We start from the raw sequence: 25,738 nt of genomic DNA, 5'->3' as shown, positions 1-25,738 counted from the left end.
GGCGCGCCCGGAGGAGACGCTCGCGAACGTTACGCATCATAAGGATGGGTGGAGGAAACCGGAATGAACATAGAGACGGTTACAAGGAAAGGGACTAGCGAATGGAACGAGGATGCGCTTATTGTCAACGAGGCGCTTTCTTTGTACGGCGTTGCTGACGGAGCAACTTCCCTTCGCCCGTATCGAGGTCCGCAGCAGGAAACCGGCGGCTACTTGGCCTCCCGGATCGTCCAGCGATATTTGGAATCGCTGCAGGCGGAAGACGTGGCCGGCATCGGCCTCAAAGAGCTGGTCGTCGAGGCCAACATGCGCCTCAGAGAGGAGATGGAAGCGGCGGGAATCGACCTTTCGGACAAAACCGCGCTGTGGACGAGCGCCCTTGCGCTGATCCGCATCCACGAGCATTATATCGACTATGCGCAGGTGGGAGACTGCATGATTGCCGCGGTTTATGCCGACGGCACCGTCCGGGCGGTATCCAGGGATCAGGTGGCGCACATCGATTACATGGCGAAACGCGTCTGGGAAGACGGCATCAAGAACGGAGTCGAGAACAGAGAGCAGCTGTGGGAGCTTGTGAAGCCCACCATTCTCGCCAACAAATCGAAAATGAATACGCTCCACGGCTATTCGGTGCTGAGCGGCGAGCTCGAGCTCGACGACTTGATCGAGTACGGGCGCATCAACCGGATCCAGCTGCAGTCGCTGCTGCTCGTAACCGACGGACTGTTTCTGCCTAAAGAGAGCATTTCACCCGCCACCGACAGCGTCCAAGAAATCGTTCCCCTCGTTTCCGAAATGACGCTCCAAGGGTATGTCGATTGGCTTTTCGCAATCGAAGCGAAAGACAAAGAGTGCCGAAAATACCCGAGATTTAAAATTTCCGACGACAAAACGGGAATCTGGATTTATAATTTATGAAGAGCTAGAAAATTATGTAAAGGGGCATGGGTATATGAAGAGAAGCAAATGGTATATCGGTTCCTTAATGCTGCTTCTAAGCTCGATCGTTACGGCATGCGGCGGTGGAAGCGCTGCCAAGCCGGCCGACGCCAAGCCGTCCGACGCCAAACCGGCCGCAAGCGGCGGCGAAGCGGCGAAGCCGAAAGGCGATCCGGTGAAGCTGGTTATGTACAGCTGGAGGCCGGAAGATAAAGACGGGTACGCCAAAATTGTCGCCGAATTCGAGAAAGACAATCCGGACATCAAAGTGGAATTCAAGCCATTCAAATCGACGGAATACAACACGATTCTGACCAACGCCCTGCAGTCGGGCACAGGCGTGGACGTGTTGCAGCTGCGCCCTTATGACGGCGCCAAAGCGCTTGCCGACGCGGGTTATTTAACGCCGGTAGACAAGGTGAAGGGCATCGAAAATATTCCGGACAGCTATTTGGACGCCGCCCGCGGCTCGGACAAAAAAGTGTACGGCATTCCGATTATGCTGAACAACGCCGTTATTTTCTATAATAAGAAGCTTTTTGACGACAACGGCTTGCAGGTGCCGCAAACGTGGGACGAATTCGTGAAAACTTGCGACGCGCTGAAAGCGAAAAACATTATTCCGATCGCCCAGTCCGGCAAAGCAGCGTACTTGCTCTCCACGACGCATGCCGTCATCGGCCCGAGCGCATACGGCGGCGGAACCGATTTCATGAATGCGGTGCTCAGCGGCGCCACGAACTTCAAGGACGCCAAATTCGTCGAGTCGATCAAGCGCATGAAGCAGCTCGAGGCGTACTTCCCGAAAGATTTCGTAGCGATCGAAGACAAAGACGCACAGGCGCTGTTCTATACGAGCAAAGCCGCCATGTACATCAACGGAAGCCAGCGGCTGGAAACGTTCGAAACGAACAAAGTGGCGTTCCCTGTCGAATTCATGCCCGGCCTCTCCGGCAAAAAGGGAGACCCGGCTCCGATCGCCACTTGGGTAGACGGCTCCTACGGCATCGCCAAAAGCTCGAAGCACCAGGAGCAGGCGCTCAAGCTCATCGAGTTTATCGCGTCCAAGAAGTTCGGCCAAATGTATAGCGACGAGCTGACGAGGGTGAGCCCGATCAACGGAGTGGCGCCCAAGCATCCGCAGCTTCAGAAAATGGCTGCCTACGCCGAGAAAAACAGCACGCCGTACCTTTTGCTCACCAAGTTCAGCCAAGGCACGCCGACGACCAAGACGACGTTCGAAGATTCACTGCAGGGCATGTACATCGGCAAGCTGACGCCCGAGAAGGTGGCTGAAGATACGCAAGCATCCGCAGACAAATGGTTCAAGCCGCAAAAATAATTCCAATGGCGCGCCGGCATGGTGGGACGGGGGGAAGCCCCTCCCACCATTGTCATAAGCGGGGCCGTCGCAGAAAGGAGCTGCCTATGACGAGTACGACATTCGACCGCAAAGCGGAAATGAACTTGCCCAAGCCGCCCGCCAGAAGAAAGCGGCGGATCGCGAAGCATCTGGTCCATCTATTTTTGCTGCCGGCCCTCGTCTTTTATGTCGGCTTTATGATTTATCCGATCTTTCAGGCTTTGCTCAACAGCTTGTTTGCCTGGAAAGGGCTGACGCGGGGCCCGTTCATCGGGCTGCAAAATTTCGTCCGCCTGTTTACCGAAACGCCGTTCAAAGAAACGTTCGTCCGGGCGCTCGGGCATAACGTGACGTTTTTCATAGGCCTCGTGCTGACCAAGCTCGTCGTCGCTTTTATTCTGGCTTTGCTGATCAACAGCAAAATCCGCGGCAAAGAGCTGTTCAAGACGCTGTACTTCGTGCCCAAGCTGCTGTCCGTTATCGTCGTCGGCTTCCTCTTCAGCCTTATCTTGAATCCGACGTACGGAGCGCTGAATACGCTGCTTGCCGCCATCGGACTCGAAGGGCTGGCCAGACCTTGGCTCGGCGATCCGCATACGGCGCTTTACGCCATTATTATCGTGAACAGCTGGTACGGCTTCGGCTTCGCCATGCTTATTTTTCTTGTCGGGCTCCAGGCCATTTCGCAGGAAGTGTACGAGGCAGCGAGAATCGACGGGGCTTCGGGGCTCAAAATGATCTTCACGATCACTTTGCCGCTCGCGATGCCGTCCATTATGATCATGACGATCTTGACGTTTATCGGCGCATTCGAGACGTTCGAGCTCATCTACGCGATGCAAGGCAACAACGGGGCGCCTTATTTCTCGACGGACGTGCTGGGCTTGTATTTTTACCGCCTGACGTTCGGCTCCGTCAGCGGCGGAGAATCGATCGGCATCGGCTCCGCGCTCGCCGTCGTGTTGCTGGTGCTCATCTCGTGCGCTACGGCCGTATCGATGTTTTTCTTTAAACGCAGGGAAGTCGAGCATTAAGGGCAATCTCCGCCAGTACATTAGATTTGGAGGTCATTCATGGCGCTGCGACTGCAACAAACGTGCAAATACGTCGTTTTGCTGTTTTTCGCGTTCGTCTCGATCTATCCGATATTGTTGATGATCATGTCATCGTTCAAAACGAAGATGGAGATCATCACTCACCCATTAGGTCTCCCTAGCGGCTTTTCCCTTAACAATTACATCGAAGTATGGAACAAAGTGCATTTTGCCGACTACTTCGTCAACAGCTTGTACGTCAGCGCCGTAAGCGTCCTGCTCATTTTGCTCGTATCGTCGCTGGCCGCATTTTATATCGCCAGATATTCGTTCCGCTGGAGCGGGTTCGTGCTGTTCTTCTTCATGCTGGGCCTGATGCTGCCAATGAGGCTGGCCATATCTCCGTTATATATGATGATGCTGAAGCTGAAGCTGCTCGATACGCTTACTTCGCTCATTATCGTCTATGTAGCCGGTCACATTTCGTTTGCGGTGTTCGTGTTTTACGGCTTTTTCCGTACGCTGCCCAAAGATTTGGATCAAAGCGCCCGCATCGACGGCTGCAACGACTTCCAGGTGTACTACAAAATCGTGCTTCCGCTCATGCGGCCGGCGCTCGCTACCGTCAGCATCGTCGATTTGATCGCCATATGGAACGATTTCTTCTACCCGCTTATTTTCTTGAAAAGCACGGAGCTCGGCACCATTCCGCTCGGCATGCTGACGCTGTTCGGGGAGTATGACACGGACTGGAACTTGCTGTTCTGCGGACTTACGTTGTCTTCGCTGCCGATGATTCTCGCCTTCTTGTTCGCTTCGCGGCAATTTATCGAGGGCATGACGACAGGAGCGGTCAAATAGTGAAACAGTGGATTACGTTCGATCTGGACGGGACGCTCATGCAAAATCCGTTCGGCAAAGGAGTGTTTCCCGAGGTGGAGGAGCAAATTTCCGCCGCCCTGCAGCGGCCGTTCCGGGCGACGGAGGCCTTGGTGCGGGAGCATGAGCTGCGCATGCAGCAGGGCCTGACGGTGGCAGCTTACGATTGGGACGACATGGTGCGGCGGCTGCTCGCCGAGCTGCAGCTCCAGCTTGACCTCGATGTGGAGCGGCTCGTGCTCAAACATTCGGCCGCGCCGAAAATTTACTTGCTTGAGGAAACGGTCATCCCGACGCTGCGGCGGCTCGCCGAGCGGGGGTATTCGCTCGCGGCCGTAACGAACGGATTTTACAAATACCAGTATCCGGTCATGGAGCGGCTTGGTCTTGGCGAATGGTTCGACGAAATCGTCACCCCCGAGAAGGCGGGCTGCGGCAAGCCGGATGCGGGCATACTTCGCTTGCTGCAGGAAACCGGGCGGATCGTCGCTCATGTTGGCGACCGGCTCGATCATGACGTGTACATGGCGAACCGGGCGGGCGTCCCGTCCGTGCTCATCCACCGCAAGCTGCCTGAGCCGCTCCGCGCGCTGACGCCGCAGGAACGTGCGGCGAACGCCGAATTTGCGGCGATTTGCGCGGAAAAGCTGCAAGCGGAAAATCCGCTCGCCGCAGTGGATCCATACCCCGCCGCATATAAGCCGACCCATGTGCTGGTTCGGCTGGAGGAACTGCTCGACTGCGTTACATAGTGCCCGGCACAGCGATCGCATGACGCATTTGTTTGCCGCAACGGCAACCAATGCGTCATGTTCTTTGTATCTCGGCCGCAAGCCATTAATCGAGCTATCCTGCCCCGTTCCTTAGCGAACCGTTTCAAAATAGCAATCCGTAAGAAACCACGCAGTGTTTCTATATGATATAGTAGTGCAGCAGGAAGTAGGTTAATTATTGGAATCGAGGCAGAACAACGAAGTAACGTACGGCACAGAAAATGAAATCTTGCGAGGTGAGTCGGCAAATGAACGGAACGAATTTCAGCGTTGTCGAAGCGGGTTCTTTTGGCGGTCTTTTGAATGCGACGAAGGATCCCATCCCGGGTAAGTACTTTCTGAAGGATAGGCTCGGGCTAACCGGCATGGAGGTTTCACTGAACCAACTGCCGGCAGGAGGCGATATCCCGTTTTATCACAAACATCGCGAGAATGAGGAGCTGTACCTTTTCATCGGCGGCCAGGGTCAGTTCCAGGTGGATGGACACATTTTTGATGTCAAGGAAGGAACAGCGGTTCGAGTAGCGCCTGAGGGCGAACGCACGCTGCGCAATAACGGTACCGGCGATTTGTATTTCATTGTCATTCAAGTTCAGTCAGGCAGTCTCCGGCAATGGGTGATGACTGACGGTGTCATTCCGGATAAACCGGTGAATTGGCCGGAATAGTTCATTCGATAAGTCTTCCAGACTTCAATAGAAGTTTACAGCAGCGGCCCCGGGATACGATAAAAGTGTTCCGAGGCTGCTGTTGCATAAACATATGCGAATTTTGTTTATGTAATTCCCTATATTCGTCAAGGAACGTTTGTTTATAACGATTTTACCCATTGAATTTTTATAAACAATGTTCTAATATGTCTATGCAGGATACAAACAATACGGGTGATCGTTTATCCGGGAATAGGAGTTATGAACTTGGAAGCACATCAAGATACAAACCAAAATGTTGCGAGTCCCCGCGATAAGGAAGGGGCGAACCGGCCGCTATGGCGAACCATGTTCCTGTTCCTTATCCCTTTGCTGCTCAGCAATGCGCTTCAATCGATCGGGCAGCTGGTCGGCACGATCGTTGTCGGCCGCTCTCTCGGCGTAGAAGCTCTGGCTGCGATATCGGCATTTTTTCCGCTCTTTTTTCTGCTCGTTTCGTTTGCGATCGGCATCGGTTCCGGCAGCGCCATTCTGATCGGCCAGGCATACGGGGCGCGTAACGAAGAACGGCTCACCGCCATCGTCGGAACGACGCTGACGTTTACTTTCATTCTGGGTGTCGCCTTTGCCGTGCTCGGCGGCATTTTCACGCACGATGTGCTTCGCCTGATCGGCACGCCGAACAACATTATCGACGTTAGCGCCAGCTACGCGCGCATTTTATTTTGGGCGATGCCGATTTTGTATTTATATTTCGTATATACGACGTTTCTCCGCGGCATCGGCGATTCGAAAACCCCGTTTTATTTTCTTATCGTCAGTACGGCGCTCAATATAGCCTTGCTGCCGCTTCTCATATTCGGATGGCTGGGCATGCCGAAGCTCGGCATATACGGGGCGGCGTATGCGGCCGTCATTTCAACGCTTCTGACTTTTATCATCATGCTCGTCTACTTGAAAATGAAAAACCATCCGCTGCAGTTCGGCGCCTCCGTTCGGCGGCATTTGCGGATGGACGGGGAATTGCTGAAATTGCTTCTGCGCCTGGCGGTCCCGTCAAGCATCAGCATGATCATGGTGTCGCTCGCGGAAATAGCCGTCATGACGTTCGTCAATCGGTTCGGCTCCGACGCTACCGCTGCCTACGGCGCGGTGAACCAGGTGGTGAGCTATGTACAGATGCCGGCCATCAGCATCGCTATTGCGGTATCCGTATTCGCCGCCCAATTTATCGGAAGCAATCAGCTGGAGCGCCTGAAGCAAGTCATTCGTGCCGGATTGCTGCTGAACTATACGATCGGCGGCGTGTTAATCGCGCTTGCTTACTTGTTCTCCCATTCGATTTTATCGTGGTTCCTCACCAGCGTGCCTACGCTGAATATTGCTCATAGCCTGCTTATGATTACACTATGGAGCTATTTAATATTCGGGCATGGGCAAATAATCGCTGCGCTCATGCGGGCAAGCGGCACGGTGCTTTGGCCGACCCTGCTCGGCGTGTTTACGATCTGGTGCGTCGAAGTTCCCGTTGCGTACGTGCTCTCGATCGGCAGCTCGGCATCGAAGGGATATGGATCGGATACCCGGCGGCTTTCATCGTCAGCCTCGCCTTGCAGTATGGGTATTACCGGTTGGTATGGAAAAAGAAGCGCATTGTCCGTCTTGTACAATAGTTTGCAAACGAAAAGAACAGCCGCCTTGCCATAAGGCGGCTGTTCTTTTTTCGCGATCAAAGCCCGTATTGTTTCAGGAAGCTTTGGATATCCTCAAGACTGACGGCAAATCCAAGTCCTTCCGAAGCTTTGGCGTTTATTTTCGAGTCGACGATGCCGATGATGTTTCCGCCAATGTCGAGGAGCGGGCCTCCGGAGTTGCCGGGACTGATTGCGGTATCTACCTGAATCATTTTGGCGGCAATGCCGTCCAAACTTCGGTCGGAATTGCTGATGATGCCTTTGGATACGGAGTATGCCAGACCGTCCGGGTGGCCGATCGCAATGGCGGTTTCCCCGACGGTATAGCTATTCGCAAACGAGAGCGGCTTGACCTGTTCATTGCCGGTCGTTACCCGCAGCAGCGCAAGGTCTTTGTCCATGTCCGCTGCTTGCACCTTGGCAGCATAAGAATGACCCGATAACGTCGTGATCTGTATCGAGTCTTCGCCGTCCACCACATGCTCCGCAGTCAAAATATGGCCTGCATCAATAAAAAATCCCGCCCCAAGCTTGTTGCCGGCATCGATCACCACGACGCCGGGAAGCGCGTTCGCTATTGCTGTTGTCACAGCATTGTCCGCCGTTTGCACGGCCTTCAATTCCTTCTCCATGCTTTGGTGCTCGTTGTAAATCATCTGTGCGACTTCGGCGCGGGTAACGCCGGACTCGGGTTTAAACGTATCGTCGCCATACCCTTGTACGATACCGAGCTTCTCCAATCCGGCGATTGCGCCAGCAGCCCAATAGGTTGGCGAGACGTCGACAAAGCCTTCACGATCGGCCAAGGCGACGCCTGAAGTCAACAGTAACAGCACTGCGGCAAGCGGGATCCATTTTTTCGTCATCGCACGTTCACTCCTTTTCCCATCCGTTAAAAATCGTCCACGACCGCGCCGGCATTATTGTAGTAGCGAAACCTTAAAAACCGATGAATGCGCCTCATCCAAATAAAGGTCAAATCGTTGACAGCTGCAGGAAGATTTAGTAAGTTGGGCTTGACGGGGGTGCCGCGAATGGATTCGGCGTACGAACGGGACGGTTTGGAGCTGGTGAAAGCTTCGCCGCACGATATCAAGGAAATTCATGCCATGTGGCTCGAAGCGGCCGACTGGATGAAATCGCGCGGTATCGACCAGTGGCGGGAAGACCAGCTGACGGTGGAAATTGCGGAGTACTGCCTGGCCACAACCGAGCTTTTTGTCGTCAAGGAGAATGGGCGGGCGGCAGGGTCATTTTTCATCATCGATTCCGATCCGCATATATGGGGCGATGACGACGGCGGCTGCGGCTATTTGCACCGGCTCGTCGTGAGGAGAGCTTATGCCGGACGCGGACTGGGCTTCAAGCTGCTCGACCTGGCGGAACGGCATTTGCGGGCGAGCGGCAAGAAGATGTTCAGGCTCGATTGCATGGCGGACAGCCCGAAACTGAACGAGTTTTACACGCGAGCGGGATTTACGTACAGGGGCCGAAAGGACGGGAACGGCTGGAGCGCCAGCCTGTACGAGCGTTCCGTCGCCGAAAGCTAGCTTAAAAATGAGGCCGGACACGCAGCGGCAGCTGCAAGTCCGGCTTCATTTTTTTCGATTTTGGATAAAAGCGGATAAAAAAATCGTTGACAGGTGAAAAGGCGGGATTTATTATAGACAACAAGACGTATATACAACTAGTCAAGAGAATGTGTCGATCAAAGATCTGGGCGAGGAGTGGGATTGTTGAAATTGGTTGGCTACGCTTTGGAGATGTTTCGGTCGGAATTGGAAGACGCGGTCGGTGTGGAGAACGTCATATCGGTAAAGCAGCAGCAGCAGGAAGAGCAATCCATCGACCATTACTGGCTCACGTTCATGTGGAAAGAAAAGAAGCAGGATATGCCTTTGCCTTACTTCATCGTGAGGCCTCTTACTACGGAACAGGTTTCCAAAGTGATGCGGATTTGCTACACGTACAAAGTACCTGTAGTGCCGCGCGGTGGCGGATCGGGGACGCAGGGAGGGGCAGCGACGCTGTATGGCGGCATTTTGCTGGACCTGACCCGGATGGACCGAATTCTCCAAATTGACGAGCAATCGCTGATTCTGACTGCCCAGCCAGGCATCAATGGCCGAGTTCTGGAAAATGAACTGAACGCGAAGGGATATATGCTGGCGCACTATCCTTCCTCCGTAGATATTTCGACGCTGGGCGGCTATTTGGCGGCCCGCGGTTCTGGCGTCATGTCCACCAAATACGGCAAAGCGGAAGACATGGTGCTGTCCCTCGAAGTCGTGCTTCCCGACGGCAAAATCATCGAAACGCTCCCTACGCCCAATCATGCGTGCGGACCCGGCCTGCTGCAGCTGTTCGTAGGCTCGGAAGGCACCCTCGGCGTGATTACGAAGGTGAGCATGCGGCTGGATCCGCTCCCGGAAACCCGGTTGTTCCGCATGATGAAATTTCCTTCCGTGCAGGACGGCCTGAAGGCCGGCCGGGAAATTATGGTCAAGCGCCTGAATCCCACCGTTATGCGGCTGTACGATCCGGGTTCGACAAGGAGATCTTTAAAGGACACGGGGATGAACGTAGAAGGCGTTCATATGGTGCTGATGTTCGACGGCTATCGGGAAATTGCCGAGCCGCTCCGGGATAAAGTGGTGGCAATCTGCAAATCTCACGGCGCTATTGACCTCGGCGAGGAACCGGGCCTATATTGGTGGGAGCACCGTTACGATTTCTACAAACCGCCGCTGCAACCGGCTTATCCGCTGCTTTACGGCACGGTTGAGACGGTTACGACTTACGCGAACATCCAGAAGCTATATGAAGAGAAGAAGAAGCTGGTGGAGGAAAAGTACAAGGAGTGGAACGCCCAATATATGGCGCATTTTTCCCACTGGTACCCTTGGGGCACGATGATCTACGACCGGTTTTATATCGATCGGCCGCCGGCAGATCCTCAGGAGGCGTTCCGTCTGCACAATCAGATCTGGGCGGAATGCTCCCGCGTAAACATGGCGAACGGTGCGCTGCTGAACGAGCATCACGGCATCGGCTTTAAGCTGGGCTGGTTAATGCGCGAGCAGTACGGAGACACATTCGACGTATTGCTGGACATCAAAAAACTGATCGATCCCAAAGGCATTATGAATCCTGGCAAACTGGGCTTCGGGATCTGGTAGGAGGAGAACGGATGAAGGCGTTGTTTTACGAAGGAAACCATACATTGACGATCGGAGAAGCTAAGCAGCCTGTTGCCGGCAAAGGCGAAGCGCTCATTCGAGTCGCTTACACCGGCATCTGCGGGACGGATATGCTGATTTGGCACGACGGACTGGCGCGCGTGAAGCCGCCCGTTATTCTCGGGCATGAATTTTCCGGCACCATCGTACAGCTGGGCGATGCGAACTCGTCCTTTGGGATCGGCGACCGGGTCGTCGTCGAGCCGCTGCTCACCTGCGGAACGTGCTCGGCGTGCGCGAGCGGCCATTACAACGTCTGTACGCGCTCCTTTCAGTTGATCGGGATCGACACCGACGGCGGCATGGCCGGCTACGTCAAGGCCCCGATCGATAAGCTGTTCCGGATTCCTGCCGGCGTTTCGCTGGAGGGCGCAGCTTTTGTCGAGCCACTGGCGGTCGGGGTACATATGGTGCGCCAGTCCGGGGTGAAGCCCGGGCAGACCGCCCTTGTCGTCGGCGGAGGTCCGATCGGACTCATTGCGGCCAAGGTAGCGGCACTCCAAGGGGCAAACGTCTGGATTTCGGAAATTCATCCGTTCCGGATTGAGAAGGCGAAAGAGCTCGGGTTCCGGGTGGTGAATCCGCAGGAAGAGAACATCGCCGAAAAGATGCAAGCGGTTTCCGGCGGGCATGGCGCCCACGTAGCGTTCGAAGCGACCGGCACGAACTTCGGTTTGTCCGACTGCATCTCGGCCGCCGGTCCGCATGGCAGAATCGTCGTAGCCGGCTTGCCGAGAAAGCCTCCGGTCATCGACGCTTATCAAATCGTAGCGAAGGAGCTGGCGCTGGCCGGTTCCCGGGTGTACCGCTCGGAGGACTATACGGATGCGCTCCGCTTGCTCGAAACAGGGCAATTTGTGCCCGCAGATTATATCAGCCGCATTGTTCCGCTGGAAAATGCGATACGGGACGGTTTTGAAGCGATTGACCGGGGCGATCCGGTCATCAAAATTCTCATTCGGATGGATAACGAGGGTGAAGCATGAACAGGCAATATGTGCTTGGCGTAGACCACGGTTCAGGCGGCTGCAAGGTGACTTGTCTCGATTCGAACGGACGCGTAGCGGCGGAGGCGAACGTCTCTTATCCTTCTTACTACCCGCATAACCGATGGGTCGAACAAGAGCCGGAGCAATGGATCGATGCTGCCGTGGAAGGAATACGCAGGGCGCTGTCCGGCTTTACACCTGAACAGCGCCTGCAAGTGAGGGCTATCGGCTTTTCGGCCCCCCATCATGTCGCGGTGCTTCTGGACGCCGACCGCAACGTGCTGCGGCGGGTCATTATGTGGAACGACCAGCGGAGCGGGGAAGAGGCGGCCTGGTTGGAGGAGACGTACGGCCATAACATTTTCGCGATAACGAACAACAGGCCGACGCCGACCTGGACGTTGTGCCACATGATGTGGCTGAGAAAGCATGAGCCCGAATTGTACGGGAAAATCGATAAAATCGTCTTCATGAAAGACTACGTCCGCTTCCGCTTCAGCGGCGAGCTGGCTACAGACTACATCGAAGCGGAAGGCACCTTGTTCTATGACATCCGCAAGCAGGAATGGTCGGAGCAGCTCTGTTCGATGATCGGGCTGGAACGTTCGATGCTCCCCGCTGTATACAAGCCGACCGATTTATGCGGCACGCTGCTGCCGGAAATGGCGGAACGGATCGGGCTTGCGCCAGGAACAGCGATCGTCATGGGAACGGCCGATACAGCTGCGGAGGTATACAGCTGCGGCACTGTGGAAGCCGGCGACGGCGTGGTCAAGCTGGCGACGGCCGGCAATTTCACCGTCATTTCCAAGGAACTGCCCGTGAACACCAATATTATCGCTTATGACCATGTGGTGAAAGGGTTGTATTACCAGAACAGCGCCACCAATTTTGCCGCTTCCTCCTACCGCTGGTTCAAGGAAGGGTTTTACCGCGAACTGGAGGAGAAGGCGGCAGGCAAGCCGATCTACCCTTTCATCGACGAAGAAATTCGCTCTATTCCCGCAGGAGCGGAAGGACTGCTGTTCCAGCCTTATTTGAACGGGGAGCGGTCGCCGCATTGGGACCCGTATTTGCGTGCTTCCTTCTTTGGCATAACAGCCAGGCATCACCGGGGCCACTTCGCCAGGGCGCTGCTCGAAGGCGTCGGATACTCGATCCGGGACGCTTCGATGGAATTCGCCGGCACACCGAAATCGTCGCTAAAAATCATTGGCGGCGGAAGCAAGGGCGACGTCTGGGTACAAATTATGGCGGACATCCTCAATGCCGAGATGGAGATTCCCGGCGTCAGCGACGCGTCTTTCGGCTGCTGCCTCATTGCGGCCACGGCGATCGGCTGGTTCCCGGATCTGAAGGAAGCGGTGCGAAGCACGCAAACGATAGTAAAAACAGTTTCTCCCAATCCTAAACATGTAACCGTGTACAATGAAATGTTTGACATTTACCGGGAGCTGCACCGGCAGACGAAGCAGCTGTCCCATCGGCTGACGAAATTGCAGGAAAGTCGGGTGTAGATCATGGCCGTTTCGAGACATGCGTTCGTACCGGTCTGCTGTTTCGGACCCGGCGCAGTAAACCAGCTGGCTTCCGAGGTCGGGAATTTTGCCCCCGACTCAGTCCTGGTCGTCGCCGATCCGGTGCTGCGCCGCCTGGGCGTCCTGGAGCGCTTAGCCGCTCCTTTGCTTGAAACCGGAGTGTCCGTAGAGCTGTTCACGGATCTGGAGCCGGAGCCTTCGCTGGAGCTGGCGGAACGACTTGTCGGCCATGTGCGCAGCACTTCGTGCCAGCTGGTCATAGGGGTCGGCGGCGGTAGCGCATTGGACCTCGCGAAGCTGGCTGCCGTCATCGCCGGGAATGAAGGCGGCGTCGCAGACTACCTCAACTTGACCGGGACAAGAAGACCGGCGCGAAAAGGGCTGCCCAAAATTTTGATCCCGACCACTTCCGGCACCGGCTCTGAGGTTACGAACATATCGGTCGTTTCCCTGAACAACACAAAGGATGTCGTGGCACATGATTATTTGCTCGCGGACATCGCCATTGTCGATCCGGAGCTGACGATGACTTTGCCCCCGCGCGTCACTGCTGCAACCGGTATGGATGCGCTGACGCACGCGATCGAAGCTTATCTTTCGGTGCAGGCGAGCGCTATGTCCGACGGGCTGGCGCTGCAGGCGATCCGCTTGATCGGCCGTTCGCTGCTTCGGGCCGTGCGGGACGGGAACGATCTGGCCGCCCGTTCCGGGATGAGCGAGGCCAGCCTTCTGGCCGGCAGCGCATTTTTCATGGCCGGGGTAGGGGGCGTTCACGCGCTGGCCTATCCGCTGGGCGGACAGTTCCATTTGCCGCACGGAGAAGCAAACGCGGTGCTGCTGCCCTACGTGATTCATCATATTCGGAGAGCGGCGCCGGAGCGGCTAGACGCAATCGTCGATGCGCTCGGCGGCGAGTTCGATAAGCGGCAGCATCCGGCGTTCGAGCCCGATCCCGGATTAACCTGCGCGAGGCGCCTGCATGCTCTTGTGCAAACGCTTCAGCTGCCTTCGCGATTAACGGATTTCGGCATTCCCGACAGTGCGCTCGACGCGCTTGCGGATGACGCCGTGAAACAAACCCGGCTGCTCTCCAGAAGCCCGATGCCGCTTGCCAGGGACAATATACGCTGCATTTATGAGGCGGCATTCCGGGGCATCGGGCTGGACGGCGAGCCGTAAGAGGAGGAGGGCGGGAACAAAGCATGATGAAGCAAACGATGTTGATCGGCGGAAAGCGGGTTGCGGGAAGCCGTTATACGAGACTGACCGCCCCTTATTCCGGAGAGCCCCTGGCGGAAATTCCGCTTGCGACGGACGAAGATATTGAGGCCGCAATAGCTTCCGCGCACCGCACGGCGTCTGTGATGAAAAGCATGCCGGCACATGCCAGAGCCGGTATTTTGGAGAAAGTAGCCCGCTCGCTGGAGGAACGTTGCGAGGAAGCCGCCCGGCTGCTGGCCCGGGAAGCCGCCAAACCGCTGAAGGCAGCGCGCATGGAAATCGCCCGCACAATCGAGACGTATCGAATTTCCGGGGAAGAAGCCAAACGCATCGGCGGGGAAACGATCCCGATGGACGCGGTTCCGGGCGGGGAAGGAAAAATCGCGTACACGATGCGGGAGCCGCTAGGCGCGGTAGGGGCCATTACGCCGTTCAATTTTCCGTTTAATCTCGTAGCCCACAAGCTCGGTCCGGCGATCGCTCGGGGAATACGGTTGTGCTGAAACCAGCTTCCCAAACGCCGCTCTCGGCTCTGTTCATCGGCGAACTGTTTGAGGAAGCGGGCCTGCCGGCCGGCGCGCTGAATATTGTAACCGGACAAGGGCGTACGGTGGGAGACAAATTGGTCAAGGATGCGAGAATTCGCAAAATTACGTTCACCGGCAGTCCGGAGGTCGGAACCGCGATTCGCAATCAGGCCGGACTCAAGCATGTAACGCTGGAGCTCGGCTCCAACGCGGCCCTGATCGTCGATCGAGGGGTCGACGCGGAACATATCGCTGCGCGATGCGTGCACGGGGCATTTTCCTACCAAGGGCAGCTGTGCATCTCCATTCAACGCATTTATGCCCATGAAGAGGTATTCGATGACCTTGTCCGGGCGCTCCTGGCAAGTACGAATCGGCTCCGGCTGGGAGACCCTCTCGATCCGGAGACGGACGTTTCCGCGATGATTTCGCCCAAAGAATCGGCTCGCGCTCAGCAGTGGATTCGGGAAGCCGTTCAAGCCGGTACCGAGCTGGCTTGCGGCGGTATGATGGAAGGCACTGTCCTGCAGCCCACTGTGCTGTTGAACGCCGCACCTTCTTTACGCGTATCGTGCCAGGAAGTGTTTGCGCCGGTTGTGATCGTCAATAAGATCCGCTCCATTGAAGAAGCGATTGCGGCCGTAAACGATTCCCGGTACGGGCTTCAGGCAGGCATTTATACGTCCGATCTTTCCACCGCTTTCAAGGCTATTCGGGAACTTGAGGTAGGCGGAGTGATCGTTAACGATATTCCGACCTTTCGGGTCGATCATATGCCTTATGGCGGCGTGAAAGAAAGCGGCATGGGGCGGGAGGGGGTGAGATACGCCATCGAGGAAATGACCGAATTGAAGCTCGTTGTCCTGAATCAAGCCTAAAGTCACGTCCTTCAAACAATGCATCCGGAAAATGAAAATTGGGACAGGAAGAGGATGAGAACATGAAGAAGACCGTATCCATTATTCTAAGTGTGGGTCTGCTTTCCTCTATGCTCGCGGGGTGTATGAGCAGCGGCAAAAAGACAACCCAGGCTGCGGGAGGAACTGGCGGGGATGCGTCCCCCAAAAGCGGCATTACGATTCGGATCGCTTCGGCGGAAACGGGTGCGGAAGCGATGAAAGCGCTCACAGATGCAGGGGCCGAGTATGAAAAAAAGACCGGCGTCAAAGTGATTGCGGAGGCTGTTCCGCTGAACGACATGTATACGAAAATCAACGCTACCTATTTCACCTCGGCGCAGTACAACGCCTTTCTGACCGGTTATATCGGCCATATTATCATGCTTCAGAAGCTTGGGCGCCTCGAGCCGGTCGACGATATCATCAACAGCCTGGGCGGCAAAAAAGACTTCTACGACGGGCAAATCTTGTTCCCGATCGAAGGCAAGACATATTGGATTCCGTACGACTACAACCTGGCTTACGGCTATATCCGCAAAGATTGGCTGCAGGAAAAAGGGCTTTCCGTACCCAAAACGTGGGACGAGCTTATCCAGGTTGCCAAAGCGTTTACGGATAAAAGCAAAAATAAATTTGGCCTGATCATGCCGCTGAAGAACGACGATTCAACGAACTGGGTTACGACTTCTTTGCTCTGGAGCAACGACGTGCACATTTTCGACGACAAGTGGAACGTCGTTTTAGATTCGCCGCAAATGAAGCCGAAAGCCGTGGAAGCTTTGAATACGCTGAAGCAGCTGTACCCTTACATGCCGGAGAAGGCGGTGAACGCGTCTTATGCCGATTTGACGGAAGCGTTCATCGGGGATCAGGTGGGGATGACGTTCTATTCCGGCCGTCTCGTCGATCTGATCGAAGCGAAAAACAAAAACTTGTCCGACAAGTTCGAAGTGTTCGGCATTCCGACCAAGGACGGCAAAGGGGTAGCGGCGACGCTCGGCTATGACGGCATCGGCATTCTGAAAACCGATCATTCCGACGAAACGAAAAAATTCGTGGAGTGGTTCTACAAGGAGAAACTGCTGAGCTTCCTTGGGACGTTCCCGGTTCACTATTTCCCGGCGCAAAAATCGATTTATGAGAACGAAACGTGGAGAAGCTTGCCCAACATTAAAAAATATTGGGATTCCGGCGTGAAGCCCCAGTATGACCTGCTGAAAAACGCCAAGCTGAATTCCATCGATTCGGACGGGCCTGCGGCTGACGAAAGGCCGGCTACGGTGTTCCAGTCGCTCGTATTCCCAAAAATGTTCCAGCGCATCACGGTCAACAATGAAGATCCCGGAAAAGTCGTAGACGACACCGCAAACGAAATTCGCAGCATGCTGAAAAAACAATAAAAGCTTTGATTCCAACGGCAACCCGGCGCTTCTATGCCGGGTTGCTATATCCGAGCCGAAACGAAGCGCTTACCATGGGGGCGATTGCCATCGAACATAGAGTCACCAAGCGAGATATTCCTTTAATCGCTTCATTTTTACTGCCAGGGCTGATCATATTCGCTTTCGTTATTATTTTCCCGACGTTTCTGGCTATCGATTACAGCTTCTATCAAGCGAACAGCTTTGCCGGCGATGCCGTTTATGTCGGCATGCAAAACTACGTGGACGTGTTCCTGGATCCCCGGTTTTGGCGCGACCTGATGAAAACGATCGTCTATTCCGGCGCGACCGTTGCTTTGCAGATGGCGGTCGGCATCGCTATCGCGCTTGTGCTTAATCAGAAATTTGCCGGAAACAACGTGCTGAGGGGCATCAGCGTCGTCCCTTACATCATACCGGTCATTGTCGTGACGATCGGCTGGGAATGGATGCTGGATACCGATACCGGCATCATCAACCATTTGATTGCCTCTCTAGGGCTTGGCAAAATCAAGTTTCTGTCGACGAACATGGCCATGTGGACGAGCGTCATGCTGTCGACCTGGACGTGGACGCCTTTCGTCACGCTGGTGTTCCTGTCCGGTTTGCAGACGATATCCCATGAAGTATACGAGAGCGCGATGCTGGACGGTGCCCGCAAATGGACCCAGTTCTGGAGAATCACCGTCCCGATGCTGAAAGACATCATCATTACCATTGTGCTGCTGCGGGGATTGTGGATGTTTAACAAGTTCGATCTGAACTGGCTGCTCACCGGAGGGGGACCGCTGGAGAAGACGGAAACGCTGCCGATTCTGATCTATTTGAATACGTTCAAGCAGTTCAAAGTCGGTTACGGCTCCACGATCGCCGTCATTTCCTTCTTTATCATGTTTCTGGCAATGCTCGTGTACCTTCGGATTTTTCGGGAAAATCAGGCTAAGCGCAAATACCTGAGAAGAAAAAGCCGGAATGCTGAAAAAGGAGTGGCGCTGGAATGAACGAAAAACGTAGCCACCGCATCGTCTTGTATATCCTGGCTTTTCTCGTTTTGATTTATTCGCTGTTTCCCATTTACTGGCTTACCATATCGCCGCTTCGCGGGGAGAACGGCTTTTTCGCCCACAGTACCAATTTGCTTCCGACCGGGTTTGACCTGACGTTTTTCCACAACATTTTGGGAGAGACGAATTTCCCCGTTTACTACAAAAACAGCTTCATTGTCGGCATCGCTGCGACGGCCATCACCATCGTCATCGGAACGCTGACGGCGTATGTCCTGACGCGATACCGGTTTATAGGGCGAAGCATGATGCTAAACGCGATGTTGATCGGCTATATGCTGCCGCCGATGCTGCTCGCGATTCCGCTTTTGGGCCTGTTTATTAGGCTTGGCATCGACGATACGCTGGTTGCGCTCATCATTTCCCATATCTCCATCACGCTGCCCTTCGGGGTATGGATGCTGGTCAGCTTCTTCAAGACCATCCCGTTCGAGCTGGAAGAAAGCTCGTGGGTGGACGGGGCGAGCCGGTTCACAAGCGTGGCAAGAATTATATTTCCGTTGATGCTGCCCGGCGTGATCAGCGTGGCGGTATTCTCGTTCATCGTATCGTTTACGGATTACACGTTTGGACTGATGATCGTTTCATCGGACGCGAACAAAAACGATCCCGGTCGGACTTGCCGGCATCAAGGATTCTACCTCGCTGCAGCGCGGGGACATGCTGGCAGGAGCGGCGCTAATCGCCATTCCGATGGTAGTCTTATTCTCGTTCGTTACTCGTTACTTTATTAGAGGCTTAACCGCAGGTGCCGTAAAAGGGTAACCGCGAAAAACTGTATAGCTCGTTCATTCATGAAAGGGGACAGTCTTCATGAGTCTGGCTATCGATAGTCGAAGCACATCGGAGTTAGCAATCCGTGTCCAAGGACGCAGCGCAGTCGTTACAGGGGCAGGCAGCGGAATCGGCTATGCCGTCGCCAAAGCGTTGTTGCAGTCGGGTGCGAACGTAGCTTGCTGGGATATCCGGCTGACCCCGGAATTGCAAAGCCTGGAGCGGCAGTACGGCGATCGGACGGCCGTCATGGCGGTAGACGTTGCCTCTGTCGATGAGGTGGAACAGGCCGGCCTGGCGACCGCTCAACGCTTCGGAGGGGTCGACATCGTCGTGAACTGCGCCGGCGTCATGTATAAGGACAAGGTCGGCGAGATCGACATGGCTGCCTGGGATCGGATTTACAGCATTAATGTGAAAGGCACACTGTTCGTCAATCAAACGCTCGTGCCGTATTTGAAGCGGAGCGGCTGCGGCAGAATCATTAATATCGCGTCGATGACCGCCTTGATCGGATTGGAAACTTATGCTCCGTATTCGTCCTCCAAAGCCGCCGTATCCAATATGACGAAGGTGATGGCCGCAGAGCTGGCGCCTTTCGGGGTTACCGTCAATGCGCTGTGCCCCGGCTGGGTCGATACGCCGATGCTGTCTGCCCTGTTCGACCGGATCGGCGAAATTCACGGATTGGAGAGGGAGCAGGCGAAGGATGAGGTGCTGCGTCATGTACCGCAACGGAGGTTCATCCATCCCGACGAAATCGCATTCGCCGTTTTGTTTCTGTCCAGCCCGCTCGCGCAAGGCATCAGCGCGCTGGACCTGAGCATTGACAACGGATTGGCGAATACGTTTAAACCTGGGCTTCATATGAAACACGACTAGAAGGAGGGGCCCTCGTGGACGGGATTTTCCAATTGCTGATGCCGCCAACGGTTTTATACGGGAAGGGGGCGTTTGCCGAGGTCGGCAAACAAGCCGCCATGCTGGGACGAAAAGCGCTGATCGTCAGCGATCCGGTAATGGCTAAGCTCAATGTCGTGGCGCAATGCGAGGCATACCTGCATGAACAGCAGCTCGCAAGTGCCGCCTATACGGGCGTCGATGCCGAACCGACGGACAGGCATGTGCAGGAAGCGCTGGAAAGGTGCCGAAGCGAGAACTGCGACGTCATCGTGGCAGTCGGCGGGGGAAGTTGCATCGATACAGCCAAAGCGGTCGCAGCTCTCATGACGAACGAAGGCAGCATAGCCGATTTCGCCGGAAGCGGAGGCGGGCGGTTGTTCGCACACGATCCTCTTCCCCTTGTCGCTGTGCCGACGACCGCCGGAACGGGCTCGGAGGTTACGAAGGTTACGGTAATCATCCACAGGTCAACCGATGTGAAAATGATGATTTCGCATCCGCAGCTGCTGCCCCGCGCGGCAATTGTCGATCCGCTGCTGACGCTGTCTTGCCCGCCGAACGTGACGGCGGCGACGGGCATCGATGCGCTTTGCCACGCGATCGAAGCGTTCATTTCCCGCAAAGCCCAGCCGGTGACGGATATTTACGCAAGGTCCGCGATTGAGCTTATCATGATGCATCTTCGGACGGCGTACAAGCAGGGGAACGACATTGCGGCGAGAGAGAACGTGGCGCTCGGATCGATGCTCGCCGGAGCCGCGTTCTCCAACGCGTCCGTCACGCTTGTGCACGGCATGTCGCGGCCGCTCGGCGCGTTGTTTCATGTGCCCCACGGCGTTTCCAACGCGATGCTGTTGCCGGCCGTCCTCGACTTTACCAAGGCGAGTGCTCCACGAAAATTCGCTCAGATCGGAAGGCTGCTTGTTCACGATGCTGAGGAGATGCCGGAGGAGCGGCTGGCGGACTACGCACTTGGGGAGATTCGCCGGCTGTGCACGGATTTGAACATTCCGGATATGAAGATGTGGGGGATAGACGAAGCGCAATTCCATCGGCTTGCTCCAAAAATGGCCCATGATGCGCTCCAGAGCGGAAGCCCGGCGAACAATCCGCGGGTACCGACCGCGGAAGAGATCATTCGGCTCTACGAAGTCGCTTACAACTATAGAGAAGCGCACGGCGATTGACCGCACATAGGGGCAAAAAAACGATGACAGCCAGGTATTAGACAATAAATTCAGGGTTCTTTATAATTAGATGTATAGACGACTAGCATTAGTGGATTGAGGAATGCCGCGTTCACGTAATCTGTCGGTCCGATAACTGGGGGAGTGAAGCCGTTGATAGTGAAAAACAGTCCGGTACCGATCTATTTGCAAATTGCGCAAATTATACGAGACAAAATCCGAAACGGGGAGTACGAGGTTGATGCCAGAATCCTTCGGAGGACGACATTCTGAAATGTACGGCGTTTCCCGGATGACAGCGCGAAACGCCGTTACCCAGTTGGTCAACGAAGGCCTCGTGTACCGTGTCCACGGAGTAGGCGCTTTCGTAGCCCGGGCCAAGCTCGAACGAAACTTGAACAAGCTGAACGGCTTCTTTGAAGATATGACCGAGCTGGGACTCAAGCCAAGCTCCAAGATTTTGCAGTTCGTCCGGCGCGAACCGAGCCAACTGGAACAGCACCGGTTCCATATTCAAAAGAGCCAGGACGTTTATTTCATCCAAAGGATCCGCTATGTAGACGATAAGCCGATCGGATTGCAAAACCTTGTCACACCCGCTCATCTGGTGCCAGGCCTGGAGCAAGTCGACTTATCCTCATCTTCGTTTTACACCTACTTGAATTCCATCGGCCGGCCTGTCGAAAAGGCGGAGCAGCGAATGGAAGCCGTTCTGGCTCCGACGATCGCCAAAACGATCGGCATTGCCGAAAGCCAGCCGTTCTTTTATTTCGAACGCTTTCCTTTACGTCGGACGGCACTCCGGTCGAGCTGCTCGAGTCTTATTTCCGGGGCGACTTTTATTCCTACAACATCACGTTGTACCGATAGGAGGAGCTGCCTTTGACCGGATTATGCATCCTGCTGGGATTCAATCTGCTTGGCCTGATTTTGGAAAAAACAGTTGGCGTTCCGGTTCCGGCGAACGTGCTGGGACTTATTTTATTCGTGGCGGCGTTGTTTCTGAAAATCGTGAAGGTGGAATGGGTGGAACAATCGGCTGATTTTTTGCTGAAACATATGATGCTGTTTTTCGCGCCGATCATCGTGGGCACGATTTCGTTCTTCTCCATATTGCGTCAATACGGGTTTACAATCGTCATCAGCTTGGTGGCGAGCACGCTGATCGTCATGCTGGTTTCCGGCGGGGTCGCCGCATTCGTCGGGCGCATCGGCTCGGGTAATAAACCAAAGAAGGATGCACTTATCGATCTATGAGTACGCAAACCATCTTTCAACATCCGCTATTCGGTTTCGCCCTTACCGTAGGCGCGTACGTCATTGCCTTGAAATTGCATGGCAAATGGAAACTTCTGCATCCGCTGTTCGTCTGCTCGGGAGGCATCATCGCCCTGCTGCTGCTTTTTGACATACCGTTAGAGAAGTACAGAACAGGCGGCGATCTCGTCACATTCTTCCTGGGCCCAGCGACGGTGGCGCTCGGCGTACCGCTGTACAGGCAAAGAGCGTACATCAAGAAGTATTTCGCGGCGATCGTCTCCGGCGTGACCGTCGGTTCGGTCAGCGGCATCGTTAGCGCGGGAGTGCTCGTATGGCTGACGGGCGGCACGCGGGAGCTGATCGTGACCATGATGCCGAAATCGGTGACGAGCCCGATTTCGCTTGAAATCGTCCGCCAGGCCGGAGGTATTCCCGAACTGGGAGCTGTCTTCACAGTCCTGACCGGGCTGCTCGGCAGCATGATCGGACCCGGGCTGCTGCGCCTCGTCCGCATCTCGGGCGACATGCCGATTGGCGTCGCCATCGGCACATCTTCGCACGGCATCGGGACAGCGCGCATCATCCGGGAATCCGAACTGCAGGGCAGCTTGAGCGGCGTCACGATGGGACTCGCGGGAATCGTGACTTGCCTTTTGTTTATCCCGATATACGCATGGCTGCGTTGAATTTTGTACGTTAGGAGTGAAAAAAAAGGTAAACGGAGACCGCAGTGCGAATACATTTACATAGATAAGGAGTGATCATGATGAGCGATGTTCGTCACGATGGAAAACCCGACATTCAGGCATACCTTGAGCGCATCGGCTACGACGGCCCGCTGGACGGCAGCGCGGAGACGCTCGCCGCCTTGCAGGAGTGCCATTTGCATGCGGTGCCATACGAAAACCTGGACATATTGCGCCGTGTCCCGCTGTCGCTGGAAATTCCCGCTTTGTTCGATAAGATCGTCGTTCGCCGCCGCGGCGGCTACTGCTTCGAGCTTAACGCCCTGTTCGGCTGGCTGCTGCAAGAGCTCGGATACCCGGTCGTCAGCTTGATGGCCCGCTTCTGGCGGGACGAGCCGAATCCTCCGCCGAAACGCCGCCATCACGTCCTTAAAGTCGGCGTCGGCGACAACTATTACTTGTGCGATGTCGGAGTGGGCGGGATCGTGCCGCGCCGGCCGATTCTGATGGTAGAGAAGCTCGAGCATGAGCAAGGCGACGAATGCTACCGCCTGGAGCGCGTCGACTACTACGGCTGGATGCTGTGCGAATGGAAGCGCGGCGAGTGGAGCCGTCTTTACTCGTTCACGGAGGAGCCGCAGCTGCCGAAAGATTTCGTTATGGCTACGTATTGGTGCGAGAACGCGCCGGATTCGATTTTCATCAAAGACGCCATGGTGGCGATCCGCACCAAGGAAGGGCGCAATACCGTCTCCGGCAACGAATTCCGCATTTTTACATCCGAAGGCGTACGCGCATTTACGCCGCAGACGGAAGCCGACTATCAGACGGCGTTGCGGACGTATTTCGGAATTGAGATAGGCGTATAAAAGGCAAGCCGCAGCTGCGGCTTGCCTTTTATTCTCGCGAACAAGACCAGTTTTGCCGCTCTGCGTTTCCTCAAACACCGCGATGCAATTTGCCCGCGTCTTCTCGTCAAGCGAATCCCGCCGTTGGAACGGACCGATGGGATAACGTAGCTCCTCCATAGCTACAACTCCTCTGTTTGCTTTTGTTTGCACCCATTACATCACATACCCGAACGAAAATGAAGAAAATAGTTCGGCTGGGTGCAGGAAGCAAGCCGCACTGTCGGTTAACGGTTCAAGTCGTGCCCGACCGCGGGTTGTGGGCCGCGGAGGTGGAGCCGGTTTCCAATATTTCGGCAGGAAATTATCGAAAAATGTCGATTCTTAACATTTTTTAAGGAGGCATTGCGCGCAGCATGTAGAATATGTCAGTAACGAAGAGCTGGCATTTGCTGTAAGCGTAACGGAGGGAGTACCCGCGTGCACATAATTAAAGACACTTTACTGCAGCTGTTTTTCGCGTTGCTGCCGTTTTTGGCGTTTAACGTGTTTTATCGGGACAAAACGCAAAATTACAGCCGCAAATTCATCGTCGTCACTTGCGCGACCTCTTTGTTTGTGTCGATGACGTTCGCTTCCAGCGTCAAGCACGGAATTATTTTCGATATCCGCTACATCATCATGTATTTCGGCATCGTGTTCGGCGGGGTCAAGACCGGCGTTATTTTGCTCGTGGAATTCGTACTTTACCGGTTTTGGCTCGGCGGCGAAGGGAGATGGGTTGCGATGATCATTATGGTGTGCACGTTTCCGCTGTCGATTTTATTCAACCGGCTGTACCAGCGCACACACCGCGTCACCTTCATCACCTTTCTCGCGGGAATCGTGTTCTCCATCATTCCGTTCGTTTTCACTTACTCCTTTTTCGATTCTGCTTATTTTGTAAGCAATATCGGGTTTCATGTACTCGCTTTGCCGGTCCAAAACTCGCTCGGCATCTGGCTCCTCATTTCATTATTTAACCAGGCTGTTTTGGACAAGGAATTGTCGCTCAGCTACGCGCAAATCGAGAAAGTGTGGGTGATGAGCCACGTCGCGGCTTCGCTCGTGCATGAAGTGCGGAATCCGCTGACGGTGGTGAAAGGATTTTTGACGCTGATCCGTGAAAACGCCCTATCCAAGGACAAAATCGAAAAATATATCGATATCAGCTTTGACGAGATGCAGCGCACGGAATCGATACTTTCGGAATACCTCTCCTTGTCGAAGCCTCTCATCGAACGGCGCGAACGGATCGATTTGGCGCATCATCTGCAGACCGTTCTGGACGTGATGAGCCCGTATGCGAATATGAGCAACGTCCGTTTGGACATGCAGCGCCCGCCCGAACCTCTCTGGATATTCGCCAATGCCGACGAAATCAAACAGATGCTCGTCAATTTTATTAAAAATGCCGTCGAGGCGTGTTCCGAAACGGCCGGCGGCATGGTGTCCATACGGCTCAATACGGCGGCCAAACATGCCGCGATCGCGATTAAAGACAACGGCGTCGGCATGAGCCAGGAACAGATGAGCCGCCTCGGCGCCATTTATTTTTCCACCAAGTCGAGCGGCACCGGGCTGGGTCTGACGTTCTCCTACCGCGTCATCCGGGCGTTAGGCGGCTCCGTCTCCGTACGCAGCGAGCCCAAGGCCGGGACGGAGTTTCTGATCAAGCTGCCGCTCATGAAGGCGAAGGCGGACAGCAGCGCAACGTAACAGGAGCGGATTAGGAGGCTGGCGCCGAACCGGGCTGCCGCGGGACATCCGTCGCATCGCTAACGGAACGATCTTCGAGCGGCAACGGC

At 55.2% G+C, this 25,738-nt stretch carries 22 protein-coding genes and 2 pseudogenes; 23 read left to right on the top strand and 1 reads right to left on the bottom strand.

Translation table 11 applies throughout. The features are described 5' to 3' along the window. The first annotated feature begins 63 nt into the window (after positions 1–63). From SD70_RS05840 to SD70_RS05810, 7 genes and pseudogenes are all read left to right on the top strand, one after another. Complete coding sequence (locus tag SD70_RS05840) at positions 64–921, top strand: protein phosphatase 2C domain-containing protein (protein ID WP_041046500.1); 858 nt, start codon at positions 64–66, stop codon at positions 919–921. 34 nt (positions 922–955) lie between these two features. Further along, positions 956–2,284 carry an ABC transporter substrate-binding protein gene (locus tag SD70_RS05835; protein ID WP_041046498.1) on the top strand — a complete coding sequence of 443 codons (1,329 nt, stop codon included), beginning with the start codon at positions 956–958 and terminating at the stop codon, positions 2,282–2,284. A gap of 86 nt (positions 2,285–2,370) precedes the next feature. Continuing rightward, positions 2,371–3,339 (top strand): carbohydrate ABC transporter permease, encoded by a 969-nt coding sequence (locus SD70_RS05830; protein ID WP_231571058.1) that lies wholly within the window; start codon positions 2,371–2,373, stop codon positions 3,337–3,339. Between the two features lie 39 nt (positions 3,340–3,378). Further along, a complete protein-coding gene (locus SD70_RS05825; protein ID WP_041046496.1) occupies positions 3,379–4,200 on the top strand; it encodes a carbohydrate ABC transporter permease in 822 nt (273 codons plus the stop codon). Beyond that, the gene (locus SD70_RS05820) at positions 4,200–4,970 is read left to right on the top strand and encodes an HAD family hydrolase (RefSeq protein WP_156157903.1); all 771 of its coding nucleotides are present in this window, start codon (positions 4,200–4,202) and stop codon (positions 4,968–4,970) included. Before SD70_RS05825 ends, SD70_RS05820 begins: the two co-directional genes overlap by 1 nt. A 269-nt stretch (positions 4,971–5,239) precedes the next feature. Then, entirely contained in the window at positions 5,240–5,659 is a 420-nt protein-coding gene (locus tag SD70_RS05815; protein ID WP_156157902.1) for a cupin domain-containing protein, read from the top strand. A gap of 330 nt (positions 5,660–5,989) precedes the next feature. After that, positions 5,990–7,314, top strand: a pseudogene (locus tag SD70_RS05810) (MATE family efflux transporter). A 56-nt stretch (positions 7,315–7,370) separates the two neighbouring features. On the opposite strand, the gene SD70_RS32895 reads toward SD70_RS05810, so the two are convergent. Continuing rightward, positions 7,371–8,201: a trypsin-like peptidase domain-containing protein gene (locus SD70_RS32895; protein ID WP_052487094.1), complete on the bottom strand. Its 831-nt coding sequence runs from the start codon at positions 8,199–8,201 to the stop codon at positions 7,371–7,373. A gap of 168 nt (positions 8,202–8,369) precedes the next feature. Here SD70_RS32895 and SD70_RS05800 point away from each other — a divergent pair, with 168 nt between their 5' ends. The 16 genes and pseudogenes from SD70_RS05800 to SD70_RS05725 all read left to right on the top strand — a co-directional run bounded on the left by SD70_RS05800 (position 8,370) and on the right by SD70_RS05725 (position 25,649). Further along, on the top strand, positions 8,370–8,885 hold the full coding sequence (locus tag SD70_RS05800) for a GNAT family N-acetyltransferase (protein ID WP_041046490.1): 516 nt from the start codon (positions 8,370–8,372) through the stop codon (positions 8,883–8,885). A 186-nt stretch (positions 8,886–9,071) separates the two neighbouring features. Further along, the gene (locus tag SD70_RS05795) at positions 9,072–10,514 is read left to right on the top strand and encodes an FAD-binding oxidoreductase (protein ID WP_052487093.1); all 1,443 of its coding nucleotides are present in this window, start codon (positions 9,072–9,074) and stop codon (positions 10,512–10,514) included. A gap of 11 nt (positions 10,515–10,525) precedes the next feature. After that, complete coding sequence (locus SD70_RS05790) at positions 10,526–11,560, top strand: zinc-dependent alcohol dehydrogenase (protein ID WP_041046488.1); 1,035 nt, start codon at positions 10,526–10,528, stop codon at positions 11,558–11,560. Next, entirely contained in the window at positions 11,557–13,080 is a 1,524-nt protein-coding gene (locus SD70_RS05785; RefSeq protein ID WP_041046486.1) for a xylulokinase, read from the top strand. Before SD70_RS05790 ends, SD70_RS05785 begins: the two co-directional genes overlap by 4 nt. 3 nt (positions 13,081–13,083) lie before the next feature. Then, positions 13,084–14,280 carry an iron-containing alcohol dehydrogenase gene (locus SD70_RS05780; RefSeq protein WP_041046484.1) on the top strand — a complete coding sequence of 399 codons (1,197 nt, stop codon included), beginning with the start codon at positions 13,084–13,086 and terminating at the stop codon, positions 14,278–14,280. A 26-nt stretch (positions 14,281–14,306) separates the two neighbouring features. Then, a pseudogene (locus SD70_RS05775) lies at positions 14,307–15,727 on the top strand (aldehyde dehydrogenase family protein). Between the two features lie 62 nt (positions 15,728–15,789). Beyond that, positions 15,790–17,148 (top strand): ABC transporter substrate-binding protein, encoded by a 1,359-nt coding sequence (locus SD70_RS05770; protein ID WP_041046482.1) that lies wholly within the window; start codon positions 15,790–15,792, stop codon positions 17,146–17,148. A 74-nt stretch (positions 17,149–17,222) separates the two neighbouring features. After that, on the top strand, positions 17,223–18,170 hold the full coding sequence (locus tag SD70_RS05765; protein ID WP_052487092.1) for a carbohydrate ABC transporter permease: 948 nt from the start codon (positions 17,223–17,225) through the stop codon (positions 18,168–18,170). After that, positions 18,167–18,967, top strand: coding sequence for a carbohydrate ABC transporter permease (locus tag SD70_RS05760; RefSeq protein WP_052487091.1), 801 nt, complete (start codon positions 18,167–18,169; stop codon positions 18,965–18,967). Before SD70_RS05765 ends, SD70_RS05760 begins: the two co-directional genes overlap by 4 nt. A gap of 79 nt (positions 18,968–19,046) precedes the next feature. After that, the gene (locus SD70_RS05755) at positions 19,047–19,889 is read left to right on the top strand and encodes an SDR family NAD(P)-dependent oxidoreductase (protein ID WP_041046480.1); all 843 of its coding nucleotides are present in this window, start codon (positions 19,047–19,049) and stop codon (positions 19,887–19,889) included. Between the two features lie 23 nt (positions 19,890–19,912). Next, positions 19,913–21,097 carry an iron-containing alcohol dehydrogenase gene (locus SD70_RS05750; protein WP_041046617.1) on the top strand — a complete coding sequence of 395 codons (1,185 nt, stop codon included), beginning with the start codon at positions 19,913–19,915 and terminating at the stop codon, positions 21,095–21,097. A 274-nt stretch (positions 21,098–21,371) separates the two neighbouring features. Continuing rightward, complete coding sequence (locus tag SD70_RS05745; RefSeq protein WP_041046478.1) at positions 21,372–21,983, top strand: GntR family transcriptional regulator; 612 nt, start codon at positions 21,372–21,374, stop codon at positions 21,981–21,983. Next, positions 21,980–22,354, top strand: coding sequence for a CidA/LrgA family protein (locus SD70_RS05740; protein WP_041046476.1), 375 nt, complete (start codon positions 21,980–21,982; stop codon positions 22,352–22,354). Before SD70_RS05745 ends, SD70_RS05740 begins: the two co-directional genes overlap by 4 nt. Then, positions 22,351–23,043, top strand: a complete 693-nt coding sequence (locus SD70_RS05735) for an LrgB family protein (protein WP_041046474.1) — start codon at positions 22,351–22,353, stop codon at positions 23,041–23,043. The genes SD70_RS05740 and SD70_RS05735 overlap by 4 nt, the downstream gene beginning before the upstream one ends. A gap of 80 nt (positions 23,044–23,123) precedes the next feature. Further along, positions 23,124–23,912: an arylamine N-acetyltransferase family protein gene (locus SD70_RS05730; protein ID WP_041046472.1), complete on the top strand. Its 789-nt coding sequence runs from the start codon at positions 23,124–23,126 to the stop codon at positions 23,910–23,912. A gap of 459 nt (positions 23,913–24,371) precedes the next feature. Continuing rightward, positions 24,372–25,649, top strand: a complete 1,278-nt coding sequence (locus tag SD70_RS05725) for a sensor histidine kinase (protein WP_041046470.1) — start codon at positions 24,372–24,374, stop codon at positions 25,647–25,649. Positions 25,650–25,738: the final 89 nt, after the last annotated feature.

Origin of the sequence: Gordoniibacillus kamchatkensis (assembly GCF_000829455.1) — a bacterium.
GTDB lineage: Bacteria > Bacillota > Bacilli > Paenibacillales > NBRC-103111 > Gordoniibacillus > Gordoniibacillus kamchatkensis.
Note: the sequence above shows the minus strand (reverse complement) of the source record. Positions and strands in the feature narration are given on the sequence as shown.